The organism is Limimaricola sp. AA108-03 (assembly GCF_050847355.1).
In the GTDB taxonomy this organism is placed as follows: domain Bacteria; phylum Pseudomonadota; class Alphaproteobacteria; order Rhodobacterales; family Rhodobacteraceae; genus Limimaricola.
Map to the genome: position 1 here is coordinate 1,040,034 of NZ_CP193755.1, position 25,700 is coordinate 1,065,733.

Annotated in this window: 20 protein-coding genes; 15 read left to right on the top strand and 5 right to left on the bottom strand. The window is 68.5% G+C overall.

The window, feature by feature from the left end:
- Positions 1–3 precede the first annotated feature (3 nt).
- Both mraY and murD read left to right on the top strand, forming a co-directional pair.
- Positions 4–1,086, top strand: coding sequence for a phospho-N-acetylmuramoyl-pentapeptide-transferase (gene mraY, locus ACRAQ3_RS05150; RefSeq protein WP_085894719.1), 1,083 nt, complete (start codon positions 4–6; stop codon positions 1,084–1,086).
- A 22-nt stretch (positions 1,087–1,108) separates the two neighbouring features.
- On the top strand, positions 1,109–2,506 hold the full coding sequence (gene murD, locus ACRAQ3_RS05155) for a UDP-N-acetylmuramoyl-L-alanine--D-glutamate ligase (protein ID WP_432255899.1): 1,398 nt from the start codon (positions 1,109–1,111) through the stop codon (positions 2,504–2,506).
- A gap of 14 nt (positions 2,507–2,520) precedes the next feature.
- Here the strand turns inward: murD and ACRAQ3_RS05160 are convergent, their stop codons facing one another.
- Entirely contained in the window at positions 2,521–3,711 is a 1,191-nt protein-coding gene (locus ACRAQ3_RS05160; protein WP_432255900.1) for an NAD(P)/FAD-dependent oxidoreductase, read from the bottom strand.
- Between the two features lie 152 nt (positions 3,712–3,863).
- Here ACRAQ3_RS05160 and ACRAQ3_RS05165 point away from each other — a divergent pair, with 152 nt between their 5' ends.
- From ACRAQ3_RS05165 to recN, 12 genes are all read left to right on the top strand, one after another.
- Positions 3,864–5,030, top strand: coding sequence for a peptidoglycan glycosyltransferase FtsW (locus tag ACRAQ3_RS05165; protein ID WP_269396974.1), 1,167 nt, complete (start codon positions 3,864–3,866; stop codon positions 5,028–5,030).
- Entirely contained in the window at positions 5,030–6,136 is a 1,107-nt protein-coding gene (locus ACRAQ3_RS05170) for a UDP-N-acetylglucosamine--N-acetylmuramyl-(pentapeptide) pyrophosphoryl-undecaprenol N-acetylglucosamine transferase (RefSeq protein WP_432255901.1), read from the top strand. The genes ACRAQ3_RS05165 and ACRAQ3_RS05170 overlap by 1 nt, the downstream gene beginning before the upstream one ends.
- Positions 6,137–6,153: 17 nt before the next feature.
- Complete coding sequence (gene murC / locus ACRAQ3_RS05175) at positions 6,154–7,557, top strand: UDP-N-acetylmuramate--L-alanine ligase (RefSeq protein WP_269397096.1); 1,404 nt, start codon at positions 6,154–6,156, stop codon at positions 7,555–7,557.
- Positions 7,554–7,796 carry a DUF2484 family protein gene (locus ACRAQ3_RS05180; protein ID WP_432255902.1) on the top strand — a complete coding sequence of 81 codons (243 nt, stop codon included), beginning with the start codon at positions 7,554–7,556 and terminating at the stop codon, positions 7,794–7,796. Before murC ends, ACRAQ3_RS05180 begins: the two co-directional genes overlap by 4 nt.
- 14 nt (positions 7,797–7,810) lie before the next feature.
- Entirely contained in the window at positions 7,811–8,749 is a 939-nt protein-coding gene (gene murB, locus ACRAQ3_RS05185) for a UDP-N-acetylmuramate dehydrogenase (protein WP_432255903.1), read from the top strand.
- Between the two features lie 91 nt (positions 8,750–8,840).
- Entirely contained in the window at positions 8,841–9,761 is a 921-nt protein-coding gene (locus ACRAQ3_RS05190) for a D-alanine--D-alanine ligase (RefSeq protein ID WP_269397095.1), read from the top strand.
- Positions 9,749–10,636: a cell division protein FtsQ/DivIB gene (locus ACRAQ3_RS05195; RefSeq protein ID WP_432255904.1), complete on the top strand. Its 888-nt coding sequence runs from the start codon at positions 9,749–9,751 to the stop codon at positions 10,634–10,636. Before ACRAQ3_RS05190 ends, ACRAQ3_RS05195 begins: the two co-directional genes overlap by 13 nt.
- 22 nt (positions 10,637–10,658) lie before the next feature.
- Positions 10,659–11,987: a cell division protein FtsA gene (gene ftsA / locus ACRAQ3_RS05200; RefSeq protein WP_432255905.1), complete on the top strand. Its 1,329-nt coding sequence runs from the start codon at positions 10,659–10,661 to the stop codon at positions 11,985–11,987.
- Between the two features lie 167 nt (positions 11,988–12,154).
- Positions 12,155–13,870, top strand: a complete 1,716-nt coding sequence (gene ftsZ, locus ACRAQ3_RS05205) for a cell division protein FtsZ (RefSeq protein WP_432255906.1) — start codon at positions 12,155–12,157, stop codon at positions 13,868–13,870.
- Positions 13,871–14,063: 193 nt separating this feature from the next.
- Complete coding sequence (gene lpxC, locus ACRAQ3_RS05210) at positions 14,064–14,999, top strand: UDP-3-O-acyl-N-acetylglucosamine deacetylase (RefSeq protein WP_269396967.1); 936 nt, start codon at positions 14,064–14,066, stop codon at positions 14,997–14,999.
- A 122-nt stretch (positions 15,000–15,121) separates the two neighbouring features.
- Positions 15,122–15,991, top strand: a complete 870-nt coding sequence (locus ACRAQ3_RS05215) for an outer membrane protein assembly factor BamD (protein ID WP_373568024.1) — start codon at positions 15,122–15,124, stop codon at positions 15,989–15,991.
- A 38-nt stretch (positions 15,992–16,029) separates the two neighbouring features.
- Positions 16,030–17,703 carry a DNA repair protein RecN gene (gene recN / locus ACRAQ3_RS05220; protein ID WP_432255907.1) on the top strand — a complete coding sequence of 558 codons (1,674 nt, stop codon included), beginning with the start codon at positions 16,030–16,032 and terminating at the stop codon, positions 17,701–17,703.
- A gap of 311 nt (positions 17,704–18,014) precedes the next feature.
- Here the strand turns inward: recN and ACRAQ3_RS05225 are convergent, their stop codons facing one another.
- Positions 18,015–19,724: a hypothetical protein gene (locus ACRAQ3_RS05225; RefSeq protein WP_432255908.1), complete on the bottom strand. Its 1,710-nt coding sequence runs from the start codon at positions 19,722–19,724 to the stop codon at positions 18,015–18,017.
- Between the two features lie 151 nt (positions 19,725–19,875).
- On the opposite strand from ACRAQ3_RS05225, the gene ACRAQ3_RS05230 reads away from it, so the two are divergent.
- Positions 19,876–21,567 (top strand): chloride channel protein, encoded by a 1,692-nt coding sequence (locus tag ACRAQ3_RS05230; RefSeq protein WP_432255909.1) that lies wholly within the window; start codon positions 19,876–19,878, stop codon positions 21,565–21,567.
- Between the two features lie 18 nt (positions 21,568–21,585).
- Here the strand turns inward: ACRAQ3_RS05230 and ACRAQ3_RS05235 are convergent, their stop codons facing one another.
- Genes ACRAQ3_RS05235 through cobT form a run of 3 tightly spaced genes read right to left on the bottom strand, consistent with a single transcriptional unit; the run spans position 21,586 to position 25,647 of the window.
- Complete coding sequence (locus ACRAQ3_RS05235) at positions 21,586–21,927, bottom strand: DUF427 domain-containing protein (RefSeq protein ID WP_269396964.1); 342 nt, start codon at positions 21,925–21,927, stop codon at positions 21,586–21,588.
- Between the two features lie 31 nt (positions 21,928–21,958).
- The gene (locus ACRAQ3_RS05240; protein ID WP_432255910.1) at positions 21,959–23,776 is read right to left on the bottom strand and encodes an aminopeptidase P family protein; all 1,818 of its coding nucleotides are present in this window, start codon (positions 23,774–23,776) and stop codon (positions 21,959–21,961) included.
- Positions 23,776–25,647 (bottom strand): cobaltochelatase subunit CobT, encoded by a 1,872-nt coding sequence (cobT, locus tag ACRAQ3_RS05245; RefSeq protein WP_432255911.1) that lies wholly within the window; start codon positions 25,645–25,647, stop codon positions 23,776–23,778. Before cobT ends, ACRAQ3_RS05240 begins: the two co-directional genes overlap by 1 nt.
- Between the last annotated feature and the right edge of the window lie 53 nt (positions 25,648–25,700).

The following is a 25,700-nucleotide window of genomic DNA, read 5'->3' on the forward strand; positions in this document are numbered from 1 at the left end:
CCCATGCTCTATCTGCTGACGCTGCTGTCCGACGGCGGCGACTTCTTCAACTTGTTTCGCTACATCACCTTCCGTGCCGGCGGAGCCTTCCTCACGTCGCTGCTGTTCGGGTTCCTGTTCGGGCCGCCGCTGATCAACGTGCTGCGCCGCACCCAGGGCAAGGGCCAGCCGATCCGCACCGACGGGCCGGAGGGGCATTTCGTCAAGGCGGGTACGCCGACCATGGGCGGGCTCCTGATCGTCGGGGCGGTGATGACCTCGACGCTGCTCTGGGCGCGGCTCGACAACCCCTACGTGCTGATGGTGCTCTTCGTGACGCTGGGCTTCGCGATGATCGGTTTCGCCGATGATTACGCGAAGGTCCGCAAGCAGAACACGGACGGCGTCTCGGGCAAGCTGCGGCTGCTGATCGGCTTCGCCATCGCCGGTCTCGCGGGCTGGTGGGCGGCGATGTACCATCCCGACAACCTTACCAACCAGCTCGCCTTTCCGGTCTATAACGAGATGCTGCTCAATCTCGGCATCCTGTTCGTACCCTTCGCCATGGTGGTGATCGTCGGCGCCGCCAACGCGGTGAACCTGACGGACGGTCTCGACGGTCTCGCGATCATGCCGGTGATGATCGCCGCCGGGGCCTTCGGCGTCATCGCCTATGCCGTGGGCCGGACCGACTTCACCGAGTATCTGGGCGTCCACTACGTTCCCGACACTGGCGAGATCCTGATCTTCACCATGGGGCTAATCGGCGGCGGGCTGGGCTTCCTGTGGTACAACGCGCCGCCCGCGGCGGTCTTCATGGGTGACACCGGCAGCCTCGCGCTGGGCGGTGGCCTCGGCGCAATCGCGGTGGCGACCAAGCACGAGATCGTGCTGTCGGTCGTCGGCGGCCTCTTCGTGGTCGAGGCGCTCTCGGTGATCATCCAGGTGCTTTACTTCAAGCGCACCGGCCGCCGGGTCTTCCTGATGGCGCCGATCCACCATCACTACGAAAAGAAGGGCTGGTCCGAGCCGCAGATCGTCATCCGCTTCTGGATCATCTCGCTGATCCTCGCGATGATCGGGCTGGCCACGCTCAAGCTGCGCTGAGGCGCATTCCACGGAGAGAGCTATGATCCCGGTTCGCGGACATGAGGGCCAGACCGTCGCTGTGCTGGGGCTGGGTCGGTCCGGCCGGGCCACCGCGGCGGCGCTGAAGGCGGGCGGCGCGCAAGTCGTCGCCTGGGACGACGGCCCCTCGGGGCGCGAGGCGGCCGAGGCCGAGGGGATCGCGCTGCGCGACCTGACCCGCGCGAGCGCCTATGAGGGCGTGTCGCTGCTCGTCACCTCGCCGGGCATCCCGCATCTCTACCCGGCACCGCACGCCGCCATCGCCGCCGCGTGGGAGGCGGGGGTGCCGGTCGACAACGACATCGGCCTGTTCTTTCGCAGCTTCGCCGCCGAGGGTTTCGACCAGTTCGACACCATGCCGCGCATCGTCGCTGTCACCGGCTCGAACGGCAAATCGACCACTTCGGCGCTGATCCACCATATCCTCACCGAGAACGGCCGCCCCGCGCAGCTCGCCGGCAATATCGGCCGCGGCGTGCTCGATCTCGACCCGCCGCATGATGGCGAGGTCGTGGTGCTGGAGCTGTCGAGCTACCAGACCGAGTTGGCGCGCGCGCTGACCCCCGACATCGCGGTGCTGACCAACCTCTCGCCCGATCACCTCGACCGGCATGCCGGGCCAGGCGGCTACTTCGCCGCCAAGCGGCGGCTGTTCTCCGAAGGCGGGCCGGACCGCGCCGTGATCGGCGTCGACGAGAACGAGGGGCGCTACCTCGCCAATCAGCTCGCCACGGGAATGGCCGATGACCGCGTCATCACCATCTCATCGGGCCGCAAGCTGACCGGTCCGGGCTGGAACGTCTTCGCGCGCAAGGGCTTTCTCGCCGAATACCGCAAGGGGCGGCAGGTGGCCTCGGTCGATCTGCGCGACATCCCCGGCCTGCCGGGCGCGCATAACCACCAGAACGCCTGCGCCGCCTGGGCCGTGGCGCGCAGCCTTGGCCTCGGCCCGCGCGGCATCGAGGCGGCGCTGCGCTCCTATCCCGGCCTGCCGCACCGCTCGCAGCGCGTGGCCGAGAAGGACGGCGTGGCCTTCGTCAATGACAGCAAGGCCACCAATGTCGACGCGGCCGCCAAGGCCCTCGCGGCCTTTCCGCGCATCCGCTGGATCTGTGGCGGGCTGGAGAAGGAGGGCGGCCTGTCGGGGCTGGGCGAGGGGCTGTCGCATGTCGCCAAGGCCTATGTGATCGGCCGCGAGGCCGAGGCCTTCGCGGTGAAGCTCTCGGGCGTCGAGGCGGAGGTCTGCGGCACGATGGCGGTCGCGGTGAAGCGCGCCATGGAAGAGGCCGAGCCGGGCGAGGTGGTTCTGCTGGCCCCTGCGGCCGCGAGCTTCGACCAGTACGACAACTTCGAGAAGCGCGGCGATGATTTCGTCGCCTGCGTCCGCGAACTTCTCTAAGGGTCGCGGGGCGCTCAGCCGCCCTGCGCGATCGCCGTCCCCGCGGCAAAGCCCGAGGCCCAGGCCCATTGAAAGTTGTAGCCGCCGAGCCAGCCGGTGACGTCGACGCATTCGCCGATGAAATGCAGCCCCGGCACCGATTTGGCCTCCATCGTCTTCGATGACAGGGCATCGGTCGAGACGCCGCCCAAGGTGACCTCCGCCGTGCGGTAGCCCTCGGTGCCGGTGGGAGTGAGCCGCCAATCCCGCAGGCTTTCACAGAGCGCGTCGATGGCGCGGTCGGATTGATCCGCCATGTTGCCCCGCATCGGATACTCCTCGGCCCAAGCTTCGACCAATCGCGCGGGCAGATGCTGCGCCAGCACCGTCTTCAGGGCCTTCTTCCCGTCGCTGCGCCGCGCCGCGCGGAGGCTTTCGGCGAGCGTACCGTCCGGGGCGAGATCGAGGCGGATCTCGCCGCCTTCGCGCCAATAGGAGGAGGCCTGCAGGATCGCGGGGCCCGATAGGCCACGATGGGTGAAGAGCAACGCCTCGTCGAAGGCGGGGCCATCGGCCTGCGCGCGCACCGGCAGCGCCACGCCGGACAGCCCGGCGAAACGGTCGGGAAAGGTCAGCGGCACGAGGCCCGGCCGCGTCTCGACCAGCGGCAGTCCGAACTGCTCGGCGATCCTGTAGGCCAGACCCGTCGCGCCCATCTTGGGAATCGACTTGCCGCCCGTCGCCACGACGACGCGGGCCGCGCGGATCGTCTCGCGTTTGCCCGCGCGTTCCATCACCGCCCGGAACCCGCTCTCGTCGCGGGACAGTTCGACCAACGAGGTCTCCAGCGACAGTTCGGCCCCGGCTTCGCGCATCTCGGTCAGCAGCATGGAGACGATCTGGGTGGCCTTGCCGTCGCAGAACAGCTGGCCCAGCGTCTTTTCATGCCAGGCGATGCCGTGCTTCTGCACGAGGTCGAGGAAATCCCAGGCTGTGTAGCGCGCCAGAGCCGATTTGTGGAAATGGGGATTCGCGCCAAGGAAACATTCAGGCGCGGTCCGCAGATTGGTGAAGTTGCAGCGGCCGCCGCCCGAAATGCGAATCTTCTCGCCGGGGTTGCGGGCGTGATCGATCACCAGCGTATCGCCCCCCGCATGGATGGCCGCGAAAAGACCGGCGGCGCCGGCCCCGAGGATCAGGGTATTGATCTGCCGAATATTGTTCATGACTGGGCACCTGCCGCTTTTCTGCCACGGGCTCAAGCCTCGTGGCGGCAAAGACTGGACGTTATTTTCATGGTCAATCCGGCATGAGCGCGCTAGTCTCTCCCGCAGACCCGCACAAGCGGGCAGGGCAGAGGCAATCAGGCAGCAGGTTCATGACCGAAATGGTGCATGGGGCGGTCCCGGTCAGGACCGTCGATCCGATACTCCCGCGCTGGTGGCGCACCATCGATGTCTGGACCATGTCCTGCATTCTGTTGCTGTTTGCGATCGGCATCCTGCTGGGCCTCGCGGCCTCGCCGCCGCTGGCCTCGCGCAACGGTCTCGACCCCTTCTATTACGTCAGCCGCCAGGCCTTCTTCGGCATCGTCTCGCTCGCGGTGATGATGGGCATCTCGATGATGACCCCGCAGATGGTGCGCCGTCTCGCGGTGCTGGGATTCGCGGGCGCCTTCCTTGCGCTGATGCTGCTGCCGTTCTTCGGCACCGATTTTGGCAAGGGCGCCGTGCGCTGGTTCTCCTTCGGCTTTGCCTCCGTGCAGCCCTCCGAGTTCCTCAAGCCCGGCTTCGTGGTGGTGGCGGCCTGGTTCATGGCCGCGGGGATGGAGCCTTCCGGCCCTCCGGGGCGGATATGGTCCTTCGCGCTTGCCTTCACCATCGTGATGTTTCTCGCGCTGCAGCCCGATTTCGGTCAGGCGGCACTGGTGCTGTTCTCCTGGGGCGTGATGTATTTCGTGGGCGGCGCGCCGATGGTGCTGCTTCTCGGCCTCGCTGGCGCCGTCGTCGCCGGCGGCACGCTGGCCTATAACAACTCCGAGCACTTCGCGCGCCGCATCGACGGCTTCCTTGCCGCCGAGGTCGATCCCAATACCCAGTTGGGCTACGCCACCAACGCGATCCGCGAGGGCGGCTTCTTCGGTGTCGGCGTCGGCGAGGGGCAGGTGAAGTGGTCGCTGCCCGACGCGCATACCGACTTCATCATCGCGGTGGCGGCCGAGGAATACGGCCTGATCTGCGTGCTGGTGATCATCGCGCTCTATGCCACGGTGGTGGTGCGCTCGCTGCTGCGGCTGATGAAGGAGCGCGACACCTTCATCCGGCTCGCCGGCACCGGCCTTGCCTGCGCCTTCGGCGTGCAGGCGATGATCAACATGGGCGTGGCGGTGCGGCTGCTGCCCGCCAAGGGCATGACGCTGCCCTTCGTGAGCTATGGCGGCTCCTCGGTGATCGCGTCGGGCATCGCGCTGGGCATGCTTCTGGCCTTTACCCGCACCCGCCCACAGGGCGGCATCGGCGACATCCTGCTGCGGCGGGGCCGCTGATGTCGGCGCCGCTCCTCGTCATCGCCGCCGGCGGCACCGGCGGACACATGTTCCCCGCCCAGGCGCTGGCCGAACTGATGCTCACCCGTGGCTGGCGAGTGAAGCTTTCCACCGATGCGCGCGGCGCGCGTTACACGCAGGGTTTTCCGCGCGAGGTCGAGATCGAGCAGGTCGGCGCCGCCACCTTCGCGCGGGGCGGTCTTTCGGCCAAGGCGATCGCGCCCTTTCGCATCACGGCCGGCGTCGCCGCGGCGGTGAGCCGGATGATGCGCGACCGGCCGGCCGCCGTGGTGGGTTTCGGCGGCTACCCGTCGATCCCGGCGCTGGCGGCGGCGACGCTACTCAAGCTGCCGCGGATGATCCACGAGCAGAACGGCGTGCTGGGACGGGTGAACGCGCTCTTCGCCCGGCGTGTCCATGCGGTCGCCTGCGGGACGTGGCCCACCGAGCTGCCCCCGGGCGTCGAGGCGGTCCACACCGGCAACCCGGTACGGCGCGCCGTGCTCGACCGCGTCGGCGCGGCCTATATCCCGCCGGGTGATTACCCGATGTCGGTGCTGGTGATCGGCGGCAGCCAGGGCGCGCGGATCCTGTCCGACGTGGTGCCGCCGGCGATCGCCAACCTGCCGGCAGAGCTGCGCCGCCGGGTCCGCGTCAGCCATCAGGCCCGCGAAGAGGACGTGCAGCGCGTCTCGACCTACTATTCCGACGAGGGCATCGACGCCGACGTTCAGACCTTTTTCGCGGACGTACCGACCCGGATGAGCGAGGCGCAGCTAGTGATCTGCCGCTCGGGCGCGTCGACGATGGCGGATCTGAGCGTAATCGGCCGACCGGCGATCCTCGTCCCCTTCGCCGCCGCCGCCGCCGACCACCAGACCGCGAACGCGCGGGGCCTTGTCGAAGCCGGCGCGGCGATCATGTTCCCCGAGAAGAAATTCCACGTCGAGGCGCTGAGCGAGAAGATCGCCCTGGTGCTCGGCGACAGCGACGGCGCGATGCGCATGGCCCATGCGGCGCGCGACGCAGGCGTACCGGACGCGGCGGAGCGCCTTGCGGGGGTTGTGGAGCGCCTCGTGGACGCAGAGAAGGGGAAAGATTCTTGATGGACGGGACGCAACCGATGAATGCCGCCACGAAACTGCCGCTCGATGTCGGTCCGATCCACTTCGTGGGCATCGGCGGGATCGGCATGTCCGGCATCGCCGAGGTGCTGCTGAACCAAGGCTACACGATCCAGGGCTCGGACCTGAAGGGCTCGAAGATCACCGAGCGTCTCGAAGGGCTGGGCGCCCGCATCTTCATCGGTCAGTCGGGCGAGAACCTCGACGGTGCCGAGGTGGTGGTGATCTCCTCCGCCATCAAGCCGGGCAATCCCGAGCTCGACGAGGCGCGCCGGCGCGGCCTGCCGGTGGTGCGCCGCGCCGAGATGCTGGCCGAGCTGATGCGGCTGCGCTCGAACGTGGCCGTAGGCGGCACCCATGGCAAGACCACCACCACCACCATGGTGGCGACGCTGCTCGACGCCGGGCATTTCGACCCCACGGTCATCAATGGCGGCATCATCCATGCCTATGGCTCGAACGCCCGGATGGGGCAGGGCGAATGGATGGTGGTCGAGGCCGACGAGAGCGACGGCACCTTCAACCGGCTGCCCGCGACCATCGCCATCGTCACCAATATCGACCCCGAGCACATGGATCACTGGGGTTCGATCGAGGGGCTCAGGAAGGGCTTCCTCGACTTCGTCTCGAACATCCCCTTCTACGGGCTCGCGGTGTGCTGCACCGACCACCCCGAAGTGCAGGCGCTGGTCGGCAAGATCACCGATCGCCGGGTCGTCACCTTCGGCTTCAACGCGCAGGCCGATGTGCGCGCCGCGAACCTGACCTACAAGGCCGGCGTGGCGCATTTCGACATCGTGCTGCGGGCCGAGGACGCAGTGATCGAAGGCTGCAGCCTGCCGATGCCGGGGGACCACAACGTCTCGAACGCGCTGGCCGCCGTCGCGGTGGCGCGGCATCTGGGCATGAAGCGCGACGAGATCCGCGCGGCGCTCGCGGCTTTCGGGGGCGTCAACCGCCGCTTCACCAAGGTCGGCGAATGGAACGGCGTGGCGATCATTGACGATTACGGCCATCACCCGGTCGAGATCGCCGCGGTACTGCGGGCCGCGCGCCAGGCCAGCGAGGGTAGGGTGATCGCGGTGCACCAGCCGCATCGCTTCACCCGCCTGTCCTCGCTTTTCGATGATTTCTGCACCTGCTTCAACGATGCCGACGTGGTCGGCATCTCCGACATCTATGCCGCCGGTGAAGAGCCGATCGAGGGGGCGGGGCGCGACGATCTCGTTGCCGGGCTGATCCGCCACGGCCATCGCCATGCCCGGGCCGTCACCTCCGAGGAAGACCTCGCGCGACTTGTGCGCGAGCAGGCGCGGCCGGGCGACATCGTGGTCTGTCTCGGCGCCGGCACGATCAGCGCCTGGGCCGGCGCGCTGCCGGCAAGGCTGGGACAGGACGGATGAGCGCAGTGCAGGCCCTGCCGCTGGCGGCTGCCTGCCTCTGGCTGATTGCGGCCAATATGGCGTCCATGCTGCCGCGCGACAGTCACCGCAAATGTGCCAGCGTGCTGGTGGTGGTCGGCGTGCCGCTTCTGGGTTGGGTCACCTTTGCGCTGGGCCCGGTCGTGGGCGTGATGCTGATGGCTGGCGGCGCCTCGGTGCTGCGTTGGCCCCTGAGGGCCGCCGGGCGGCGGCTCCGCTGACTGGGAGGAGCATGATGACCGATCTTTCCGATCCTCTGCCGCAGGTGCGCGGCAGGCTGACGCCGAACCGCCCGCTCTCCGATCTCACATGGCTGCGGGTCGGCGGTCCGGCCGACTGGCTGTTCCAGCCCGCCGATCGCGAGGATCTCGCCGATTTCCTGCGTGATCTCGATCCCTCGGTGCCGGTCTTCCCGATGGGGGTCGGCTCGAACCTGATCGTGCGCGATGGCGGGGTGCGGGGCGTGGTGATCCGGCTCGGCCGCGGCTTCAACGGCATCGAGATCGGTGATGACGGCAGCGTCACGACCGGCGCGGCCGCGCTCGATTCGCATGTCGCGCGCAAGGCGGCGCAGGCGGGGCGTGACCTGACCTTCCTGCGCACCATCCCGGGCGCCATCGGCGGCGCGGTGCGGATGAATGCGGGCTGCTACGGCGCCTATGTTGCCGATGTACTGCGCGAGGTGAGCGTGATCCATCGCGACGGCCGGACCGAAGTGCTGCCTGCGAAAGCGCTCGAGCTGGGCTATCGCTCCAGTTCCTTGCCGGAGGGGGCGGTGATCGTCGAGGCCGTGTTCGACGCAGGCCCCGGCGAGGCGGCTGCGCTCGAGGCGCGGATGGACGAGCAGATCGCGAAGCGCGACGCCAGCCAGCCCACCAAGGACCGGACCGCGGGCTCGACCTTCCGCAACCCGGCCGGGTTTTCCTCGACGGGCCGCGCCGATGACAGCCACGAGCTGAAGGCCTGGAAGGTGATCGACGAGGCCGGGCTGCGCGGGGCACGGCTCGGCGGCGCGGTGATGAACGAAAAGCACCCGAACTTCCTCACCAATGCCGGCGAGGCCACGGCGGCCGAGCTCGAAGCTCTGGGCGAGAAGGTCCGGAAAAGGGTTTACGAGCATTCCGGCCTGACGCTAGAGTGGGAAATCATGCGGGTCGGGCAGCCGTCCGCGTGACAAGCGAATAATTCGGTCCCCGCAAAGCGGGGAAGGCCCGGAATGGGTTATAACAATGACGCGTCGTTCAGCGGCGCGCGAATGGGGCAGTCTGGGAATGTCGAGCGGGACACATCCCAAGGTCGTCGTGTTGATGGGCGGACCCTCGGCCGAGCGCGAGGTCTCCTTGTCATCCGGGCGCGAATGCGCGGCGGCCTTGCGGCAGGCGGGATACGAGGTCGTCGAGGTCGATGCCGGCCCCGACCTGCCGTCGCAACTCCAATCCCATGCGCCCGACGTCGTCTTCAACGCGCTGCATGGCCGCCGTGGCGAGGATGGCTGCGTCCAGGGCCTGCTGGAATGGCTGCGCATCCCCTATACCCATTCCGGGGTGCTGGCCTCGGCGCTCGCCATGGACAAGGAGGCATCCAAGGCCGCCTTCCGCGCCGCCGGCCTGCCCGTGGCCGAAAGCCGTCTGGCCTCGAAGGCCGAGGCGATGGCGGCGCATCTGCTGCCGTTGCCCTATGTGATCAAGCCCAACAACGAAGGCTCCAGCGTCGGCGTCTACATCGTGCCCGAAGGTGCGAATGCGCCGCCGCAGCTTTCCGATGACATGCCCGAGACGGTGATGGTCGAGAGCTACCTGCCGGGGCGGGAGCTGACGACGACGGTGATGGGGGACCGGGCGCTCACGGTGACGGACATCGTCACGAGCGGCTGGTACGACTACGACGCCAAGTACAAGACCGGCGGCTCGCACCATGTCGTGCCCGCCGACATCCCGGCCGAGATCTTCGAGGCCTGCCTCGACTACGCGCTTCGGGCGCATCGGGCGCTGGGTTGCCGTGGCCTGTCGCGCACCGATTTCCGTTGGGACGAGGCGCGAGGGCGCGATGGTCTGGTGCTGCTCGAGACCAATACCCAGCCCGGCATGACGCCCACCTCGCTCGCGCCCGAGCAGGCGGCGAAGACCGGGATCTCCTTTCCGGAGCTGTGCCGCTGGCTGGTGGAGGATGCCTCGTGCGATCGCTGAAGTCGCTGTTCCGGCGCGAGCCGCAATACGGCATCCGCCGGGATCCGGCGCCGACGCGCTGGGGCTACCGCTACCAGCGGCTGATGCTGACGCCGACCTTCCGGATCGGGGTGCGTTTCGGCCTTCCGGTCCTGTTCGTCGCTCTGGTCGGTGGCATCTGGTTCGGCCAGGATGACAACCGGGCCGCCTTTGCAAAACAGATCGACCGGCTCAAGGCGACGATCCAGCAGCGTCCCGAATTCATGGTCGGCGCGGTCGAGATCGAGGGGGCCGAGCCGGCGCTCGCCGCTGCGATCCGGGCCTTTCTGCCAGAGACGATGCCGGTGTCCTCCTTCGATCTCGACCTGCCTGAGATCCGCACCCGGATCCGCGAGCTGACGGCGGTGGCCGATGCCACGGTGCGGGTCCGTCCCGGCGGCACGTTGGAGATCGCGGTGACCCAGCGGGTGCCGGTCGCGGTGTGGCGCTATGTCGACGGGCTGCGGCTGGTCGATGCCGAAGGCGTGATGACCGGCATGATCGCGCAGCGCTCCGACCGGGCCGATCTGCCGCTGATCGCGGGCGACGGCGCGCGCGAGAAGATCGACGAGGCACTGGCGCTCTTCGCCGCCGCCGCGCCGGTCGCGCCGCGCATCCGCGGGCTGGTGCGGATGGGCGAGCGGCGCTGGGACCTGGTGCTCGATCGCGACCAGCGGATCCTGCTGCCGGCGGAGAACCCGGTGCAGGCGCTGGAGCGGGTGATGGCGCTCGACGGGGCCGAGGAGATGCTGGCGCGCGACATCGCGGCGGTGGATGTGCGGAATGAGGATCGGCCGACCATAAGGCTGACCGAGCAGGCTCTGGTGCGGCTCCGCCGCGTCAGCGACAACAACTAGAAAACGGAGCGGGGACGAACAGATGGGGCAGCTCTACCAGACCCAGCGGGCTATGCGCCACATGCGCAAGGCGGCGATGCAGCGTGGCGTGATCGCCATTCTCGACGTCGGCACCTCCAAGATTGCCTGCCTGGTGCTGCGATTCGACGGCGATGCCCCCACGCTCGAGGGCGTGGGCTCGATGGCCGGGCAGTCCAATTTCCGCATCATCGGCGCCGCCACCACCCGCTCGCGTGGGGTCTCCTTCGGCGAGGTCGCGGCGATGGCCGAGACCGAGCGCGCGATCCGCACCGCGGTGCAGGCGGCGCAGAAGATGGCCGGGGTCCGGGTCGATCACGTCATCGCCACGCTGTCCGGCGCGCGGCCGCGCAGCTACGGGCTCGATGGCGAGGTCGAGGTGGAGGCCGGGCAGGTCACCGACGGCGATATCGGCCGCGTGCTGGCGGCCTGCGAACTGCCCGATTACGGCGATGGCCGCGAGGTGCTGCACGCGCAGCCGGTCAACTTCGCGCTCGACCACCGCTCGGGTCTGGCCGATCCGCGCGGCCAGATCGGCCAGCGACTGACCACTGACATGCACCTGCTCACCGTCGACGCCACCGCGATCGAGAACCTGCTCTACTGCATCAAGCGCTGCGATCTCGAAGTCGCGGGGCTGGCCTCATCGGCCTATGTCTCGGGGGTCTCCTCGCTGGTCGAGGACGAGCAGGAGCTGGGCGCGGCCTGCATCGACATGGGCGGCGGCTCGACCGGGATCTCGGTTTTCATCCGCAAGCATATGATCTACGCGGATTCGGTGCGCATGGGCGGCGATCACGTCACATCGGACATCTCGATGGGCCTGCAGGTGCCGATGGCCACCGCCGAGCGGATCAAGACCTTCTATGGCGGCGTCGTCGCCACCGGCATGGATGACCGCGAGATGATCGAGATCGGCGGCGATACCGGCGATTGGGAGCATGACCGCCGCACCGTCAGCCGGGCCGAACTGATCGGCATCATGCGGCCGCGGGTCGAGGAGATCCTCGAAGAGGTGCGCCAGCGGCTCGACGCGGCCGGTTTCGAGCATCTGCCCAGCCAGCAGATCGTGCTCACCGGCGGCGGCAGCCAGATCCCCGGCCTCGACGGGCTGGCGACTCGTATCCTCGGCCAGCAGGTCCGGCTCGGCCGTCCGCTCAGGGTGCAGGGGCTGCCGCAGGCCGCCACCGGGCCGGCCTTCGCGGGATCGGTCGGTCTGTGCCTCTTCGCCGCGCACCCGCAGGACGAATGGTGGGATTTCGACGTGCCCGCCGAAAAGCACCCGGCGCGGTCGCTGAAGCGGGCCTTCAAGTGGTTCAAGGACAACTGGTAATACGCAAGATGTCGCCGACCACCGAGAATCGACGCTGCGGAAACGGCAGAAAATAAGTAGGAATGCCCGAGTTTCCCCGTGACGATGCGGACGCGCGCGGATAGTTTGGCCAGATAATGGCAGATACGCCCGGCGGGACGGGCCAGATTCAGGACAGGCAGACAGCGATGGCACTCAACCTCTCTCTGCCGGGGCAGGAAGATCTCAAGCCCCGGATCACCGTCTTCGGCGTGGGCGGCGCTGGTGGCAACGCGGTCAACAACATGATCGAGAAGGAGCTCGACGGCGTCGAGTTCGTCGTGGCCAACACCGACGCGCAGGCGCTGCAGCAGTCGCGCGCCCAAGCCAAGATCCAGATGGGCGTGAAGGTCACCGAGGGGCTGGGCGCGGGCGCCCGCGCCACCGTCGGTGCCGCCGCGGCCGAGGAATCGATCGAGGAGATCGTCGACCACCTCGCCGGGGCCCACATGTGCTTCATCACCGCCGGCATGGGCGGCGGCACCGGTACCGGTGCCGCGCCGATCATCGCCCAGGCCGCGCGCGAGCTCGGCGTGCTGACCGTCGGCGTCGTCACCAAGCCGTTCCAGTTCGAGGGCGGCAAGCGCATGAAGCAGGCCGAGGCCGGCGTCGAGGCGCTGCAGAAGGTGGTCGACACGCTGATCATCATTCCTAACCAGAACCTGTTCCGGCTCGCCAACGAGAACACCACCTTCACCGAGGCCTTCGCGCTCGCCGACGACGTGCTCTACCAAGGCGTCAAGGGCGTGACCGACCTGATGGTGCGTCCGGGCCTGATCAACCTCGACTTCGCCGACGTGCGCGCGGTGATGGACGAGATGGGCAAGGCGATGATGGGCACCGGCGAGGCCGATGGCGAGGATCGCGCCGTGCAGGCCGCCGAGAAGGCGATAGCGAACCCGCTCCTGGACGAGATCAGCCTCGAAGGCGCGCGCGGCGTGCTCATCAACATCACCGGCGGCTACGATCTCACCTTGTTCGAACTGGACGAGGCAGCGAACAAGATTCGCGAAAAGGTCGATCCCGAGGCCAACATCATCGTTGGCTCGACGCTCGACACCGGCATGGAAGGCCGGATGCGGGTTTCGGTCGTCGCCACCGGCATCGATGCGCTGGCCAAGCCCGAGGAAGTCCCGGTGCCGCGCCGCAAGATGAGCGAGCCGCTGCGCGAGCGCGTTTCGGCCGAGGAAGAGGCGCCCGCCGCCCCGGTGCCGCCGCGCCGCGAGGCGCCGCAGCAGCCCGCACCGCGCGCTCAGGCCCCCGCGCCGCGCCGCGAGGCACAGCCGCAGTCCCGCCGCGAGCCCGAGCCGAGCTTCGAGGAGGAGGATTACGCCGAGGGCTTCGACACGCGCCGTCCGGCACCGCGCGAGGAAGCGCGCTACCAGCCGCAGCGTGACGACGACCTGCCGCCGCCCGCCTATGAGCCGCGCCGCGAGGCGCCGCAGGCCGAGGCCGCGCCGGAGAGCTTCGTGGCGCCCGCGCCGCGTTCGGGCGGTAGCTCGGCCGGTGACATGGCCCGGCTGCGCGCCGCGGCTCAGAACCAGCCGCGCCCGCAGCAGTCCGAGCGGCAGGAGATGCCGCGCGCCGAGCCGCGCAGCCCCGCCGCCCCGGCACGTGGCGCCGAGGCCGACCGCCAGCAGCCGCGTTTCGGGATCAACTCGCTGATCAACCGGATGACCGGCCATGGTGAGCAGCCGTCCGGTCAGCCCGCGAGCCAGCCGCGCCAGCAGCCGCAGGCGCAGCGCCCGGCGCCGCAGCAGCCCACCGGCCCGCGTCAGGCGCCGAACTGGTCGGATGATGGCGAGACCGATCCCGAGCAGGAACGCATCGAGATTCCCGCCTTCCTGCGTCGTCAGGCCAACTGACCGCTCCGCGCACAACCGCTGTGCGAAAAGGGCCGCCCTCCGGGCGGCCCTTTGTTTTCCTGTGCCGAATTTCTGCCGATGCGTGTCCCCGGTCACATGTTTCACGCTGTCGCAAAGAGTGAATTGTGACTGATGCATGAAGCTCTTAGGTCACGTGGGTAACGAAATCCGAAACGGATCCGGGCAGAGAGACGTGCAGACTACGCTGATCACACAGGTCGGGTTTACCGGCATCGGGCTCCATTCGGGGCGACCGGTCCGGCTGTGCCTGCGCCCCGCGCCTGCCGGACACGGCATCGTCTTTCGCCGGATGGACGTGGTCGGCATCGACGCGCGGGTCCCGGCCCGCTGGGACCTCGTCGAGATCTCGCCGCTCAACACACGCATCGTCAACGAGGCCGGTGTCTCCGTCTCCACCATCGAACATTTGATGGCGGCTCTGGCGGGCTGCGGCGTGCACAACGTGCTCGTCGAGATCGACGGGCCCGAAGTGCCGATCCTCGACGGCAGCGCTGCCGGTTTCGCGCGCGCCATCCTCGGCGCCGGCCTGACGCGGCTTGATGCGCCGCTCCACGCCATCGAGATCCTCGCGCCGGTCGAAGCGGTGCATGGTGCCGCCGTGGCACGGCTGCGGCCGCAGATGCCCGATGAGCCGCGCGGGTTGCGCATCGATTTCGAGATCGACTTTCCGGATGCGGCGATCGGCCGTCAGAACCGGGTGCTCGACATGGCCAATGGCGCCTTCCTGCGCGAACTCTGCGACAGCCGGACCTTCTGCCGGCTCTCCGATGTCGAGGCGATGCAGGCGCAGGGGCTGGCCTTGGGTGGCACCTTCGACAACGCCGTCGTGGTCGATGGCGCCGAGGTGCTGAGCCCGGGTGGGCTGCGCCACGCCGACGAGGCGGTGCGCCACAAGATGCTCGACGCGCTGGGTGACCTGACGACGGCCGGGCTGCCGATCCTGGGCGTCTATGAAGGGCGGCGCGCCGGCCATGCGATGACCAACCGGCTGCTGCGGGCGCTCTTCGCGCGGCCCGATGCCTGGCGTCTCGTCACCTGCGATGCGGCGCTTGCCGACCAGCTGCCGGGCAGCCGTATCAAGTCGGCGGATCTCGCCGCCGTTGCCTGACGAAGGCGGTCGCCAAGCGGTCGAGGGAAAAGCCATTTTGCCCCCGATTTTTTCATGCTAGACCCAAGGCCGAGCGGCCCCGAAACGGGGCGTGAACGGGGCGCCGACCCCGGGATGGGCAGATGACCGACAGGATGCAGGACGCGCGGATGGCAGGCAGCGGAACACGGGCCAGCTTGGGCCTGATTTTGGCCTTGGGGCTACTTTCGGCTTGCGGCAACACCACCAACCGTCTGGCCCCCGGCGAGCTCGAAGAGATGAGCGCGGTCGAGATCTACCAGAAGGGCGAGGGCAGCCTCGAAGGCGGACAGTCCGAGGACGCCGCCTTCTATTTCGGCGAGATCGAGCGCCTCTACCCCTATTCGGAATGGGCCAAGCGCGGCCTGATCATGCAGGCCTTCGCGCATCACAAGGACCGCGCCTACGACGAGAGCCGGGCCAGCGCGCAGCGCTATCTCGATTTCTACCCGACCAGCGAGGACGCGGCTTATGCGCAGTACCTGCTGGCGCTGAGCTACTACGACCAGATCGACGATATCGGTCGCGATCAGGGTCTGACCTTTCAGGCGCTGCAGGCGCTGCGCGCGGTGATCGAGCAATATCCTGACAGCAGCTATGCCGCCGAGGCCAAGCTCAAGTTCGATCTCGCCTTCGACCACCTCGCGGCCAAGGAAATGGAAATCGGGCGCTACTATCTCAAGCGCAACCATTACGCCGCCGCCGCCCGTCGCTTCCGGGTGGTGGTCGAGGACTTCCAGACCACGACGCATACCGCCGAGGCGCTGCACCGGCTGGTCGAATCCTATCTCTCGCTGGGCCTTCTCGAGGAGGCGCAGACCGCCGGCGCAATTCTGGGCTACAACTACCGTGGCACCGACTGGTATCGGGACAGCTACGCGCTGCTTACCGGGCGCGGCCTCAGGCCGGAAGCGGCGGGCGACAACTGGCTGGCCGCGATCTACCGCCAGCTGGTGCGCGGCGAGTGGATCTGAATTGCGCGTGCTGACGTTCCGCTCGGGGGGTTAGGACCATGCTGCGCGCGCTCGACATTCGGGACATGCTGATCATCGACCGGCTGGAACTTGAGTTTCAGCCCGGTCTCAACGTGCTGACCGGCGAGACCGGGGCGGGCAAATCGATCCTTCTGGATTCGCTGGGCTTCGTCCTGGGCTGGCGCGGTCGTGCCGAGCTGGTGCGCGCCGGGGCGGCGCAGGGCGAGGTGACGGCGGTGTTCGAACTGGCGTCGGACCATCCGGCGCGCCGGGTCTTGGCCGAGGCGGGGATCGAGGCGGAGGGCGAGCTGATCCTGCGGCGGGTCAATACCGAAGGCGGCCGCAAGACCGCCTGGGTCAACGATCGCCGCGTCTCGGGCGAGGTGTTGCGCGCGCTCTCGGACGAACTCCTGGAACTGCATGGCCAGCATGACGATCGCGGTCTGCTCGATCCGCGCGGTCACAGGCTGATGCTGGATGAGTTCGCACAGGCGGGCCCGGCCATCGCCGAAACCCGAGCCGCCTGGACCGCGCGCCGCACCGCACGCAGGACGCTGGCCGCCGCGCAGGAGCAGATCGCCGCGCTCAAGGCCGAGGAGGAGTATCTCCGCCACGCGGTGGCTGAGCTCGACGCGCTCGACCCCCAGCCCGGCGAGGAGGCCGAGCTCGACTCGACCCGTCGCCGGATGCAGGGCGCCGAGCGGGTGCGCGGCGACATCGCCAGGGCGCATCAGGTGATCTCGGGCGAGGGCGCCGAGGGGCTGGTCGCCGACGCGATGCGCTGGCTCGACGGTGCAGTCGAGGCCGCCGAGGGCCGTCTGGATCCGGTGATGGAGGCGCTCGCGCGCGCGCTCGACGCGCTCGGAGAAGCTGAAACCGGGGTGCGCGACGCGCTCGACGCGATGGAGGTCGATCCCCGCGCGCTTGAGGCGGCGGAGGAAAGGCTCTTCGCGCTGCGTGGTCTCGCGCGCAAGCACGACGTGATGGTGGACGAGTTGGCCGAGTTCGCCGACGGGCTGCGCGGCCGGCTGCGGGCGCTAGATGCTTCCGAGGGCGACATGGCCGAGCTGGAAATGGCCGTTCGGGCGGCCGATGCGGCCTATGACGCGGCGGCGCAGGCCCTGACTTCGCTCCGTTCGGAGGCCGGGACGCGGCTGTCGAGCGCGATGGCGGCGGAACTGGCGCCGCTCAAGCTCGACCGGGCCGTGTTCGAAGTCGACATTGCCCCGGCCGAGCCGGGCCCCGAGGGGCGTGATGATGTGAGCTTCCGTGTCGCCACCAATCCCGGGGCGCCCGCGGGGCCGCTGTCGCGCATCGCATCGGGCGGCGAGCTGTCCCGCTTTCTGCTGGCGCTGAAGGTGTGCCTGACCGGGGACAATGCTGGCAAGACGTTGATCTTCGACGAAATCGACCGGGGTCTTGGCGGCGCTACCGCAAACGCGGTGGGCAGGCGACTCGCGCGTCTGGCCGATGGCGCGCAGGTGCTGGTGGTGACCCATTCGCCGCAGGTGGCGGCGCTGGGGGCGCATCACTGGCGGGTCGAAAAGTCGGTGAGCGCCGGACCCACGGGCGAGATCACCACCTCGCGCGTCGTGCCCTTGGGCGAAACCGACCGCATCGACGAGATCGCGCGGATGCTGGCAGGCGATACCGTCACCGAAGCCGCGCGCGGCGCGGCACGCGTTCTGCTCGAGGATGCGGACGCGGCCTGAGGTCTCATGACAAGAGACAGGAATGCTGCCGCTCTTGGTACTCGGGCTTGGTAGGCATTCGGAAAGAAAAAGGCGGCATGTTGGACGGGGTTGGTTCCCCGAACATCACACCGCCAAAGTTCGGCATTGCCCGGCCGGTCGGGTTCTAAATTGATCTTGCCTCAAGCGGCCACTCACCTCCGCCATCGGCCCAAGCTACGTACCGCGATCGTGAAATGCGGTGAATATCTCTGGTCAATGTCCAATTGGTACCGCGTGGGACTACCAAGCGTCATACCCTATTTGGGGTATGGTGGTCCGGAAAGCCATGTTCATGCGTATAGGTTCAGAAGATCTAGCGCATCCGGCCACTTGGAGAGGAACAGAAGCTGGCCCGCATCGTCGTATGCGCGAAATTCGATCCAAGGGTGATCGCGCTGAAATTGTGCCAGGATTTCTGGCGGCACCTGGGGATCTTGCAATCCGGACAGGAAATGCACCGGCAGATCCCGCAGCGAGGCCAGGGAAGGCCGCCAGTCCATGGCGGATCGGCGCGTCATCTCCTGGGCCAGCGCCACGGTCGATCCTCCGCGTGGCGCGAGCAGCAGCGCCGCGATCTCGGGATCTTCGACGAGCGCGAGATCGGCCGAGCTTTCGGCATAGACCTCGCGCAGGATCTGCCGTCCTTCGCCGCGCCGCAGCCGCACCGCGGCCGCCTCGAGCAGCACCGGTAACAGGTGCGGCGTGTAGCGCGCAGCCCCCAGCATGGCCCGGTGCCATTTGTGCATGGGGGTGAATTGTTCCGGCGAGGATAGCGGCAGCGTGCCGCCGCAGGCGATCAGCGCGCCGCTGCGACGCGGATGCGCCCGGTGCAGCGCCATGGCGATCAGGCTTTCATCGCCCATGGTGAGAACCGGCACCGGCTCGCGGACGAGATGTTCGAGCAAGGCCGCGACGTCGTGGACGAACTGACGCACCGGGTCGGCATAAGGCGGCGGCGGGTCGGTCTCTCCCTGTCCGGCCCGAAGCGGTACGATCACGCAAAGCCCCTGCCGCGCCGCCGTGCTTTCCGCAGCGGCGGGCCAGCGTGTCGGGCCGAGCAGCGGGGCAAGGAACAGGCAGGGACGCCCGCCCGGTTCGCCCAGGATCAGGTAATCGAGACGCCGCCCGTCCGAGAGCCGCATTCGCCGGGGCTGGACAGCCTGATCCGTCTCCGCGAAGCGCAGCGGGGTCGAGTTCGGCTTGACCGGTACCATTTGCAGCATCGACAGCGTCAGCCGCACCAGTTCGGCCTGGCTGCGGATCTCGGTCTTGCCCATGATCGATTTGAGCTGTGCGCGCACGGTCTCGACGCTGCGGCCCCGCGCGTTGGCGATGTCGGGCAGTGTCGCGCCCCGGCTCAGTTCGCGCAGCACGTCCGTCTCCGCCGGGGTCAGGCCGAAGGCTTCGCGAAGCATGTCCGGCAGATCGGCGGGCCAGTCGAGCTCCGAGGTGATGACGAGGACGCGTGGCTCGGAACTGCCCGGCAGGAGCCGCAGTGCCAGCAGAATCCCCCGCTCGCCCTCGGGCCCCTGGCCGCGCAGGATCGCCGTCGTGTCTTCGGTTCCGGCGAAGATGGCATGGATGCGTGTCCTCAGCCGATCGCGCTCCGCCGGTTCGAGTTTCAGGCGCTCCAGACCTTCGCCGACGACGGCACCAAGCACGCGCGCCGCGGCGGCATTGGCCGTCGTCAGGACCATGTCCGGCCCGATCACGAAGGCGGCGGCGCGCTCGATACCGGCCAGCGCCGGGGAGGTGGCCGAGCCGGAATGCTGGTCGATCAACCGCCGCAGCCGGACGGCGTGCCGATCGAAAGGCTGCAGCCCCCGAAGATCGCCATCATGGATGGCCTGCCGCAGCGGAGCCATCACCGGTTCCCAGTTGTCGATCAGGGTGCCGAGCCGGTCGGGATCGATCGCGGCATCGTAAATGAGGTCGATCAGCGTCTCGGCCTCGTCCGGTGTCGGCAAGACCGCGAGATGCCGTCGCGCCTGTTCCGGCATGCTTGCCTCCCTCATCCGTAGCTCAGACCGAGTGTACCCTCTGGTGCCCGATATGGCGAGGCAGGGGGCGAGCATCGCCCGCGCAGCTTCAATCGGACGAGGATTCACTCTAGAAGCAGAGGCGCATGTGGATGGCTGGCAGCAGGATGCGATGAGCGGCGTCGAGCAGCGAGAAGACGAGCCGGGGGTGCTGGGACGACTGGCGCGGGCCTGGAGCGACGGTTGGGCGCTGATCCGCAGCCACGGGCCGAGCCAGGTGCAGTTCTGGTTCATCGCTCTGGCGCTTGGCAGCGCCGCCGGGATCGCCGCGATCGGCTTCCGTGCCGGGATCGAGTGGTTGCAGGCCACGCTCTACGGCACCGACGACGTGGCGATGCTGCACAGCTTCGCGGCCTCGCTGCCCTGGTATTGGCTGCTATGCCTGCCGGTGGCGGGCGGCCTGGTCGTCGGGCTGCTGCTTGACCGTTTCACCGAGGATGCGCGGGTGCGTTCCGTGGCCGAGGTGATCGAGGGCGCGGCGCTGCGCGAGGGGCGGGTGGAACGCAAGCGTGGGCTGATCTCGGCGCTGGCCTCGATGATCACGCTGTCCACCGGCGGCTCGACGGGGCGCGAGGGGCCGGTGGTGCACCTCGCTTCGGTTCTGGCCACCTATGTTTCGAGTTGGATCCGCGCCGACGGGATCACCGGTCGCGATCTTCTGGGCTGCGCCGTCGCGGCCGCCGTCTCGGCCAGCTTCAACGCTCCGATCGCGGGTGCGCTCTTCGCGCTGGAAGTGGTGCTGCGGCATTTTGCGGTCCACGCCTTCGCGCCCATCGCCATCGCCAGCGTCGCCGGCACGGTTCTGGGGCGCCTGGTGTGGGGCGACGTGACCGAGTTCACGCTGCCGGACAAGAATGCGCTGGCCTTCTACGTGGAACTGCCCGCCTTCCTGCTGCTGGGGCTTCTATGCGGTCTCGTCGCAGTGGTGCTGATGCGGTCCATCTTCTGGGCCGACGACGTGGCGAACCGCGTGCAGGCACGCATCGCCCTGCCGCGCTGGCTGCGGCCCGCGGCCACGGGGCTGATCCTCGGCGTCATCGCGATCTTCTTCCCGCACATCATCGGCGTGGGCTACGAGACCACCTCGGCGGCGCTGCAGGGCAACATCGCCTTCGACCTCGCGGTGATCTTCGTGGTGGTCAAGGTGGCCGCGGTGGCGCTCACCATGGCCGGGCGCATGGGCGGCGGCATCTTCTCGCCCTCGCTGATGATCGGCGCGCTCACCGGGCTCGCCTTCGGCACCGTCGCCACCGCCATCGCGCCGGACTTCTCGGGCGAGGGCACGCTCTATGCGCTGGCAGGGATGGGGGCGGTGGCGGCCGCGGTGCTGGGCGCGCCGATCTCGACCACGCTGATCGTGTTCGAGCTGACGGGGGATTGGCAGACCGGACTCGCGGTGATGGTCGCGGTGTCGCTGTCATCTGCGCTGGCCTCGCGACTGGTGCAGCGCTCGTTCTTCCTGACGCAGCTGGCGCGGCGGGGCGTGCATCTGGCCGCCGGGCCACAGGCCTGGCTCCTCGGCACGATCCGGGTCGAGACGGTGATGCGGGCCACCGGTGCGCCGCGCGCCGCCCCCGAGGAGGCCTGCCGGGAAATGATCGCGGAAGGGGTCTTCGTGCAATCGGGGGCGACGCTGGAACAGGCGATGCCGCTGTTCGAGACGGTGCAGCGGCCCTTCGTGCCGGTGGTCCGCTTCGGCCCCGGCGACGAGACGCCGGAACTCTGGGGCGCGCTGTTTCAGGTGGACGGGCTGCGCGCGGTCAACCGCGCGCTGACGCGGCTGGCGGCCGAGGAGCATTCCTGACCGCCGCGCTGGTCGGGATCAGACCTGCTCGACCGCGACCTTGTTCTTGTAGAAGGCAAGGCAGTCCTTGATCTGCTCCATGCCCGCCTTGGGATCCTCGTAGGACCAGACCGCATCCTCGATCGCGCCGCTCTTGGCGATGATGTTGTAATAATGCGCATCGCCCTTCCAGGGGCAGTGCGAGCGGGTCTTCGACGGTTCGAGAAAGGCCATCGCGATATCCTCGCGCGGGAAATAGATCACCGGCGGGTAGTCGCCCTCGACCAGTTCCAGCGCCCGGCTGCTCTCGCCGAGCACGGCGCCACCGGCGCGCACCACCCAGGTGCCCTCGGCGGGGCGAATCGTGATGTGATCGCTCATGTTATCTTGCTCCCTGTGAACGTCCCGCCGGTCAGAGCGGCGCGCAGGCGGCTTCGAGCCAGTCCCGCGCCGCGCCGTCGAGGCGCGGGGCTATCGCGTCGAATGTAGCCGCGTGGTAGGCGTCGATCCAGTCCCGCTCGGTGGGAGAAAGCATGCCCGCGACGATCAGCCGCCGCTCCAGCGGCACGAAGGTTAGCGTCTCGAAATCATACATCTCGCGGTCGTCGGCGCCGGGCAGGGCCGGGGCCTCGCGGGTGACGATCAGGTTCTCGATGCGGATGCCGAAGGCGCCTTCGCGGTAATAGCCGGGCTCGTTCGACAGGATCATCCCCGGCTCCAGCGGGGTCTCGGAGCCCTTGGAGATCCGCTGCGGCCCCTCATGCACCGACAGGAAGGCGCCGACGCCGTGCCCTGTGCCGTGATCGTAGTCGAGACCGGCGGTCCAGAGCGGAAAGCGCGCCAGCGCATCGAGATCGCGCCCGACAAGACCCTTGGGGAACCGTGCCCGGCTCAGCGCGATCATGCCTTGCAGCACGCGGGTATAGCATTCGGCGGCATCCGTGGGCGGGGTGCCGATGGCGATGGTGCGGGTGATGTCGGTGGTGCCGTCGAGATACTGGCCGCCCGAATCCACCAAGAGCAGCTCGCCCGGGCGCACCTCGCGGTCGGTGTCTTCGGTGACGCGGTAATGGGTGATCGCGCCATGCTCGCCCGCACCGGCGATGGTCTCGAAGCTGATGCCGCGCAATTCGTTCGTCTCGCGGCGGAAACCCTCGAGCGCGGTGACGACGCCGATCTCGGTCAGCTTGTGGTCTGGATCCTGCGCCAGACGCGCCGCCTCGGTGTCGAGCCAGTGCAGGAAACGGCAGACTGCGGCGCCGTCGCGCAGATGCGCCTGCCGCGCGCCCTCGATCTCGGCCGCGTTCTTGCGGGCCTTGGGCAGTATGCAGGGGTCCTCGGCTTCGGCGATCTCGGTCCCCCAGCCCTTGAGTGTGGTCTCGATGATCGCAGGCGCGGATTTCGCATCGAGGCGCACGGGGCCCGAAAGCTGGCCCAGCGCGCCGAGGAAGGCATCGATATCGAGCACGTCGACATCCGCGCCTAGATGGTCGCGCAGGTTGTCGGCCTTGCCCTGCGGGCAGAACAGCTCGCACCGACCGGTATCGTCGATGATCGCGAAGCCGAGCGGCACCGGCGTGCAGGGCACGTCGTCGCCGCGGATGTTCAGAAGCCATGCGATCGAGTCGGGCAGGGTGAGCACGGCGCAGCGTTGACCAGCCTCGCGCAGGGCTGCGGCGATCTCGGCGCGCTTCTCGGCATGGCTCTTGCCGGCAAACTCCTCGGGCCAGGCGATGAAGGGCGCGGGCGGTGGGGCCGGGCGGTCTTCCCAGATCGCGTCAATGAGGTTGTCGCAAGGCTTGAGGCCGATGCCCTTCGGGTGCAGCTTGCCGTGCAGCTCGCGGATTTCCTCGGGCGTGTGCAGCCATGCGTCGTAACCCACGGTGCCGCCCTCGGGCAGCTCGGCGATCAGCCAGTCGGCGAGCTTGGTGGCGGGCCAGTCGACGGGCGTGAACTCGGGTGCGACCTGGCTCTTGATCTGGATCTTGTAGCGGCCGTCGATGAACACCCCCGCCTTGTGGTCGAGGATCGCCGCGAAGCCCGCCGAGCCGGTAAAGCCGGTGAGCCAGGCGAGCCGCTCGTCGCGGGCGCGCACGTTCTCGCCGCGCCACGTGTCGCCGCGCGGTACGATCCAGCCATCGAGCGCCTCGGCCTTCATACGCTCACGCAGCGCGGCGAGACGCGGCGGCCCCTGTTCGGGGCGGGCGGTGGTGACGAAGTTCTGGTACATCAGGCGACCCTGTTCATTCCGAGGACGCGGGCCCGCTTGCGCGGGTCGGCGTCGAAGAGCGAGGCGAGCTGTTCGGTCATCGCCCCCGCGAGCTGATCCACGTCGGTGATCGTCACCGCGCGGTCGTAATAGCGCGTCACGTCGTGGCCGATGCCGATGGCGGTGAGCTCCACCGCCTTGCGCTTTTCGACCATGGCGATCACGTCGCGCAGGTGCTTTTCGAGATAGTTGGCGGGGTTCACCGACAGCGTGCTGTCATCGACCGGCGCGCCGTCGGAGATCACCATCAGCACCTTGCGCGCCTCGCGCCGCGCCAGCAGCCGGCGATGTGCCCATTCGAGCGCTTCGCCGTCGATGTTCTCCTTCAGGAGCCCCTCCTTCATCATCAGCCCGAGATTGTCACGGGTGCGCCGCCATGGCGCATCGGCACGCTTGTAGATGATGTGGCGCAGGTCGTTGAGCCGGCCGGGCAGGGGCGGACGCCCGGCGGCGAGCCAGTCCTCGCGGCTCTGCCCCCCCTTCCAAGCGCGGGTGGTGAAGCCGAGGATCTCGACCTTGACCGAGCAACGTTCCAGCGTGCGAGCCAGCACGTCGGCGCAGATCGCGGCGATCGAAATCGGCCGCCCGCGCATCGAGCCGGAATTGTCGATCAGGAGCGTCACCACGGTATCGCGGAACTCGGTGTCCTTCTCCACCTTGAACGAGAGCGGCGTGGTCGGGTTGGCGACGACCCGGGCCAGCCTGCCGGCGTCGAGGATGCCCTCTTCGCGGTCGAACTCCCAAGAGCGGTTCTGCTGCGCCTGAAGCCGGCGCTGCAGCTTGTTGGCGAGCCGCGACACGGCACCCTTCAGCGGGTCGAGCTGCTGGTCGAGATAGGCGCGCAGCCGCTCCAGCTCGGCCGCCTCGGCCAGCTCCTCGGCGCCGATCTCCTCGTCGTGCTTGGTCTCGAACACGGTGTAATTCGGATCGGCATCGGAATGGGCGGGGGGCGCCGGGTCCTGCGGCGCCTCGCCCTCGGGCATCTCCTGTTCCTCGGCCTCTTCGGCCTCGGCCTGGTCCTCCATCGAGACCTGCGCCTGGGACTGGTCCTGCTGCTGGTCTTGGGACTGCTCGGGAGAGGTCTCGTCCTCCTCGTTTTGATCTTCGTCCTCGCCGGTCGAATCCGGCTGCTGGTCGTCCTCGTCCTCGGAGGCCTCGTCCTCCTGATCGGGGTCTTCCATGTCCGGATCGTCGCCGAGCTGGTCGCCATAGCCGAGATCGCGGATCAGATCGCGCGCGAAGCGGGCAAAGCTCTTCTGATCGTGCAGCGCCTGCGCCAGCCCCTCCAGCCGGTCGCCGCCCATCTCCTCGATGAAGCCGCGCCACAGATCCATGACGTTGTCGGCGCCCTGTGGCAGGTCGCGGCCCGTGGCGAGGTGACGGATCAGGTAGCCGGCGGCGACGGCCAGCGGCGCATCGGCCTTGTCGCGGATCTGGTCGTAGCCCTTGCGCCGCGCCTCGGCGCCGATCTTGGCGTCGATGTTGCCCGCCGTGCCGGGCATGTTCTTCGCGCCCACGGCTTCGACGCGCGCGCCCTCCATCGCGTCATAGAGATCGCGGGCGATCCCCGATTGCGGCTGGTAGCGCGCGTTGACGCCCGCATCGTGATAACGGTGGCGCAGCGCCAGCGCGTCGGCGGTTCCGCGCGCGAGCAGCACCTCGTCCTTGGTCATCCGGCGGCTGACCTGCGGCAGCCGCACGCTGTCATGTGTCAGGCCGGGCGGATCGACCGAGAAGCTGATGGTGAGCTCGCGGTCGTCGGCCATGACCTTGGTGGCCTCGGTCAGGGCCTTCTTGAACGGATCGGCGGGGTTGTCTGACGTCGGGCTCATGGGCAGAGGTATTTCACCTGAGTTGCGGGGCGGCAAGGGCCGGGGTCCGGCCC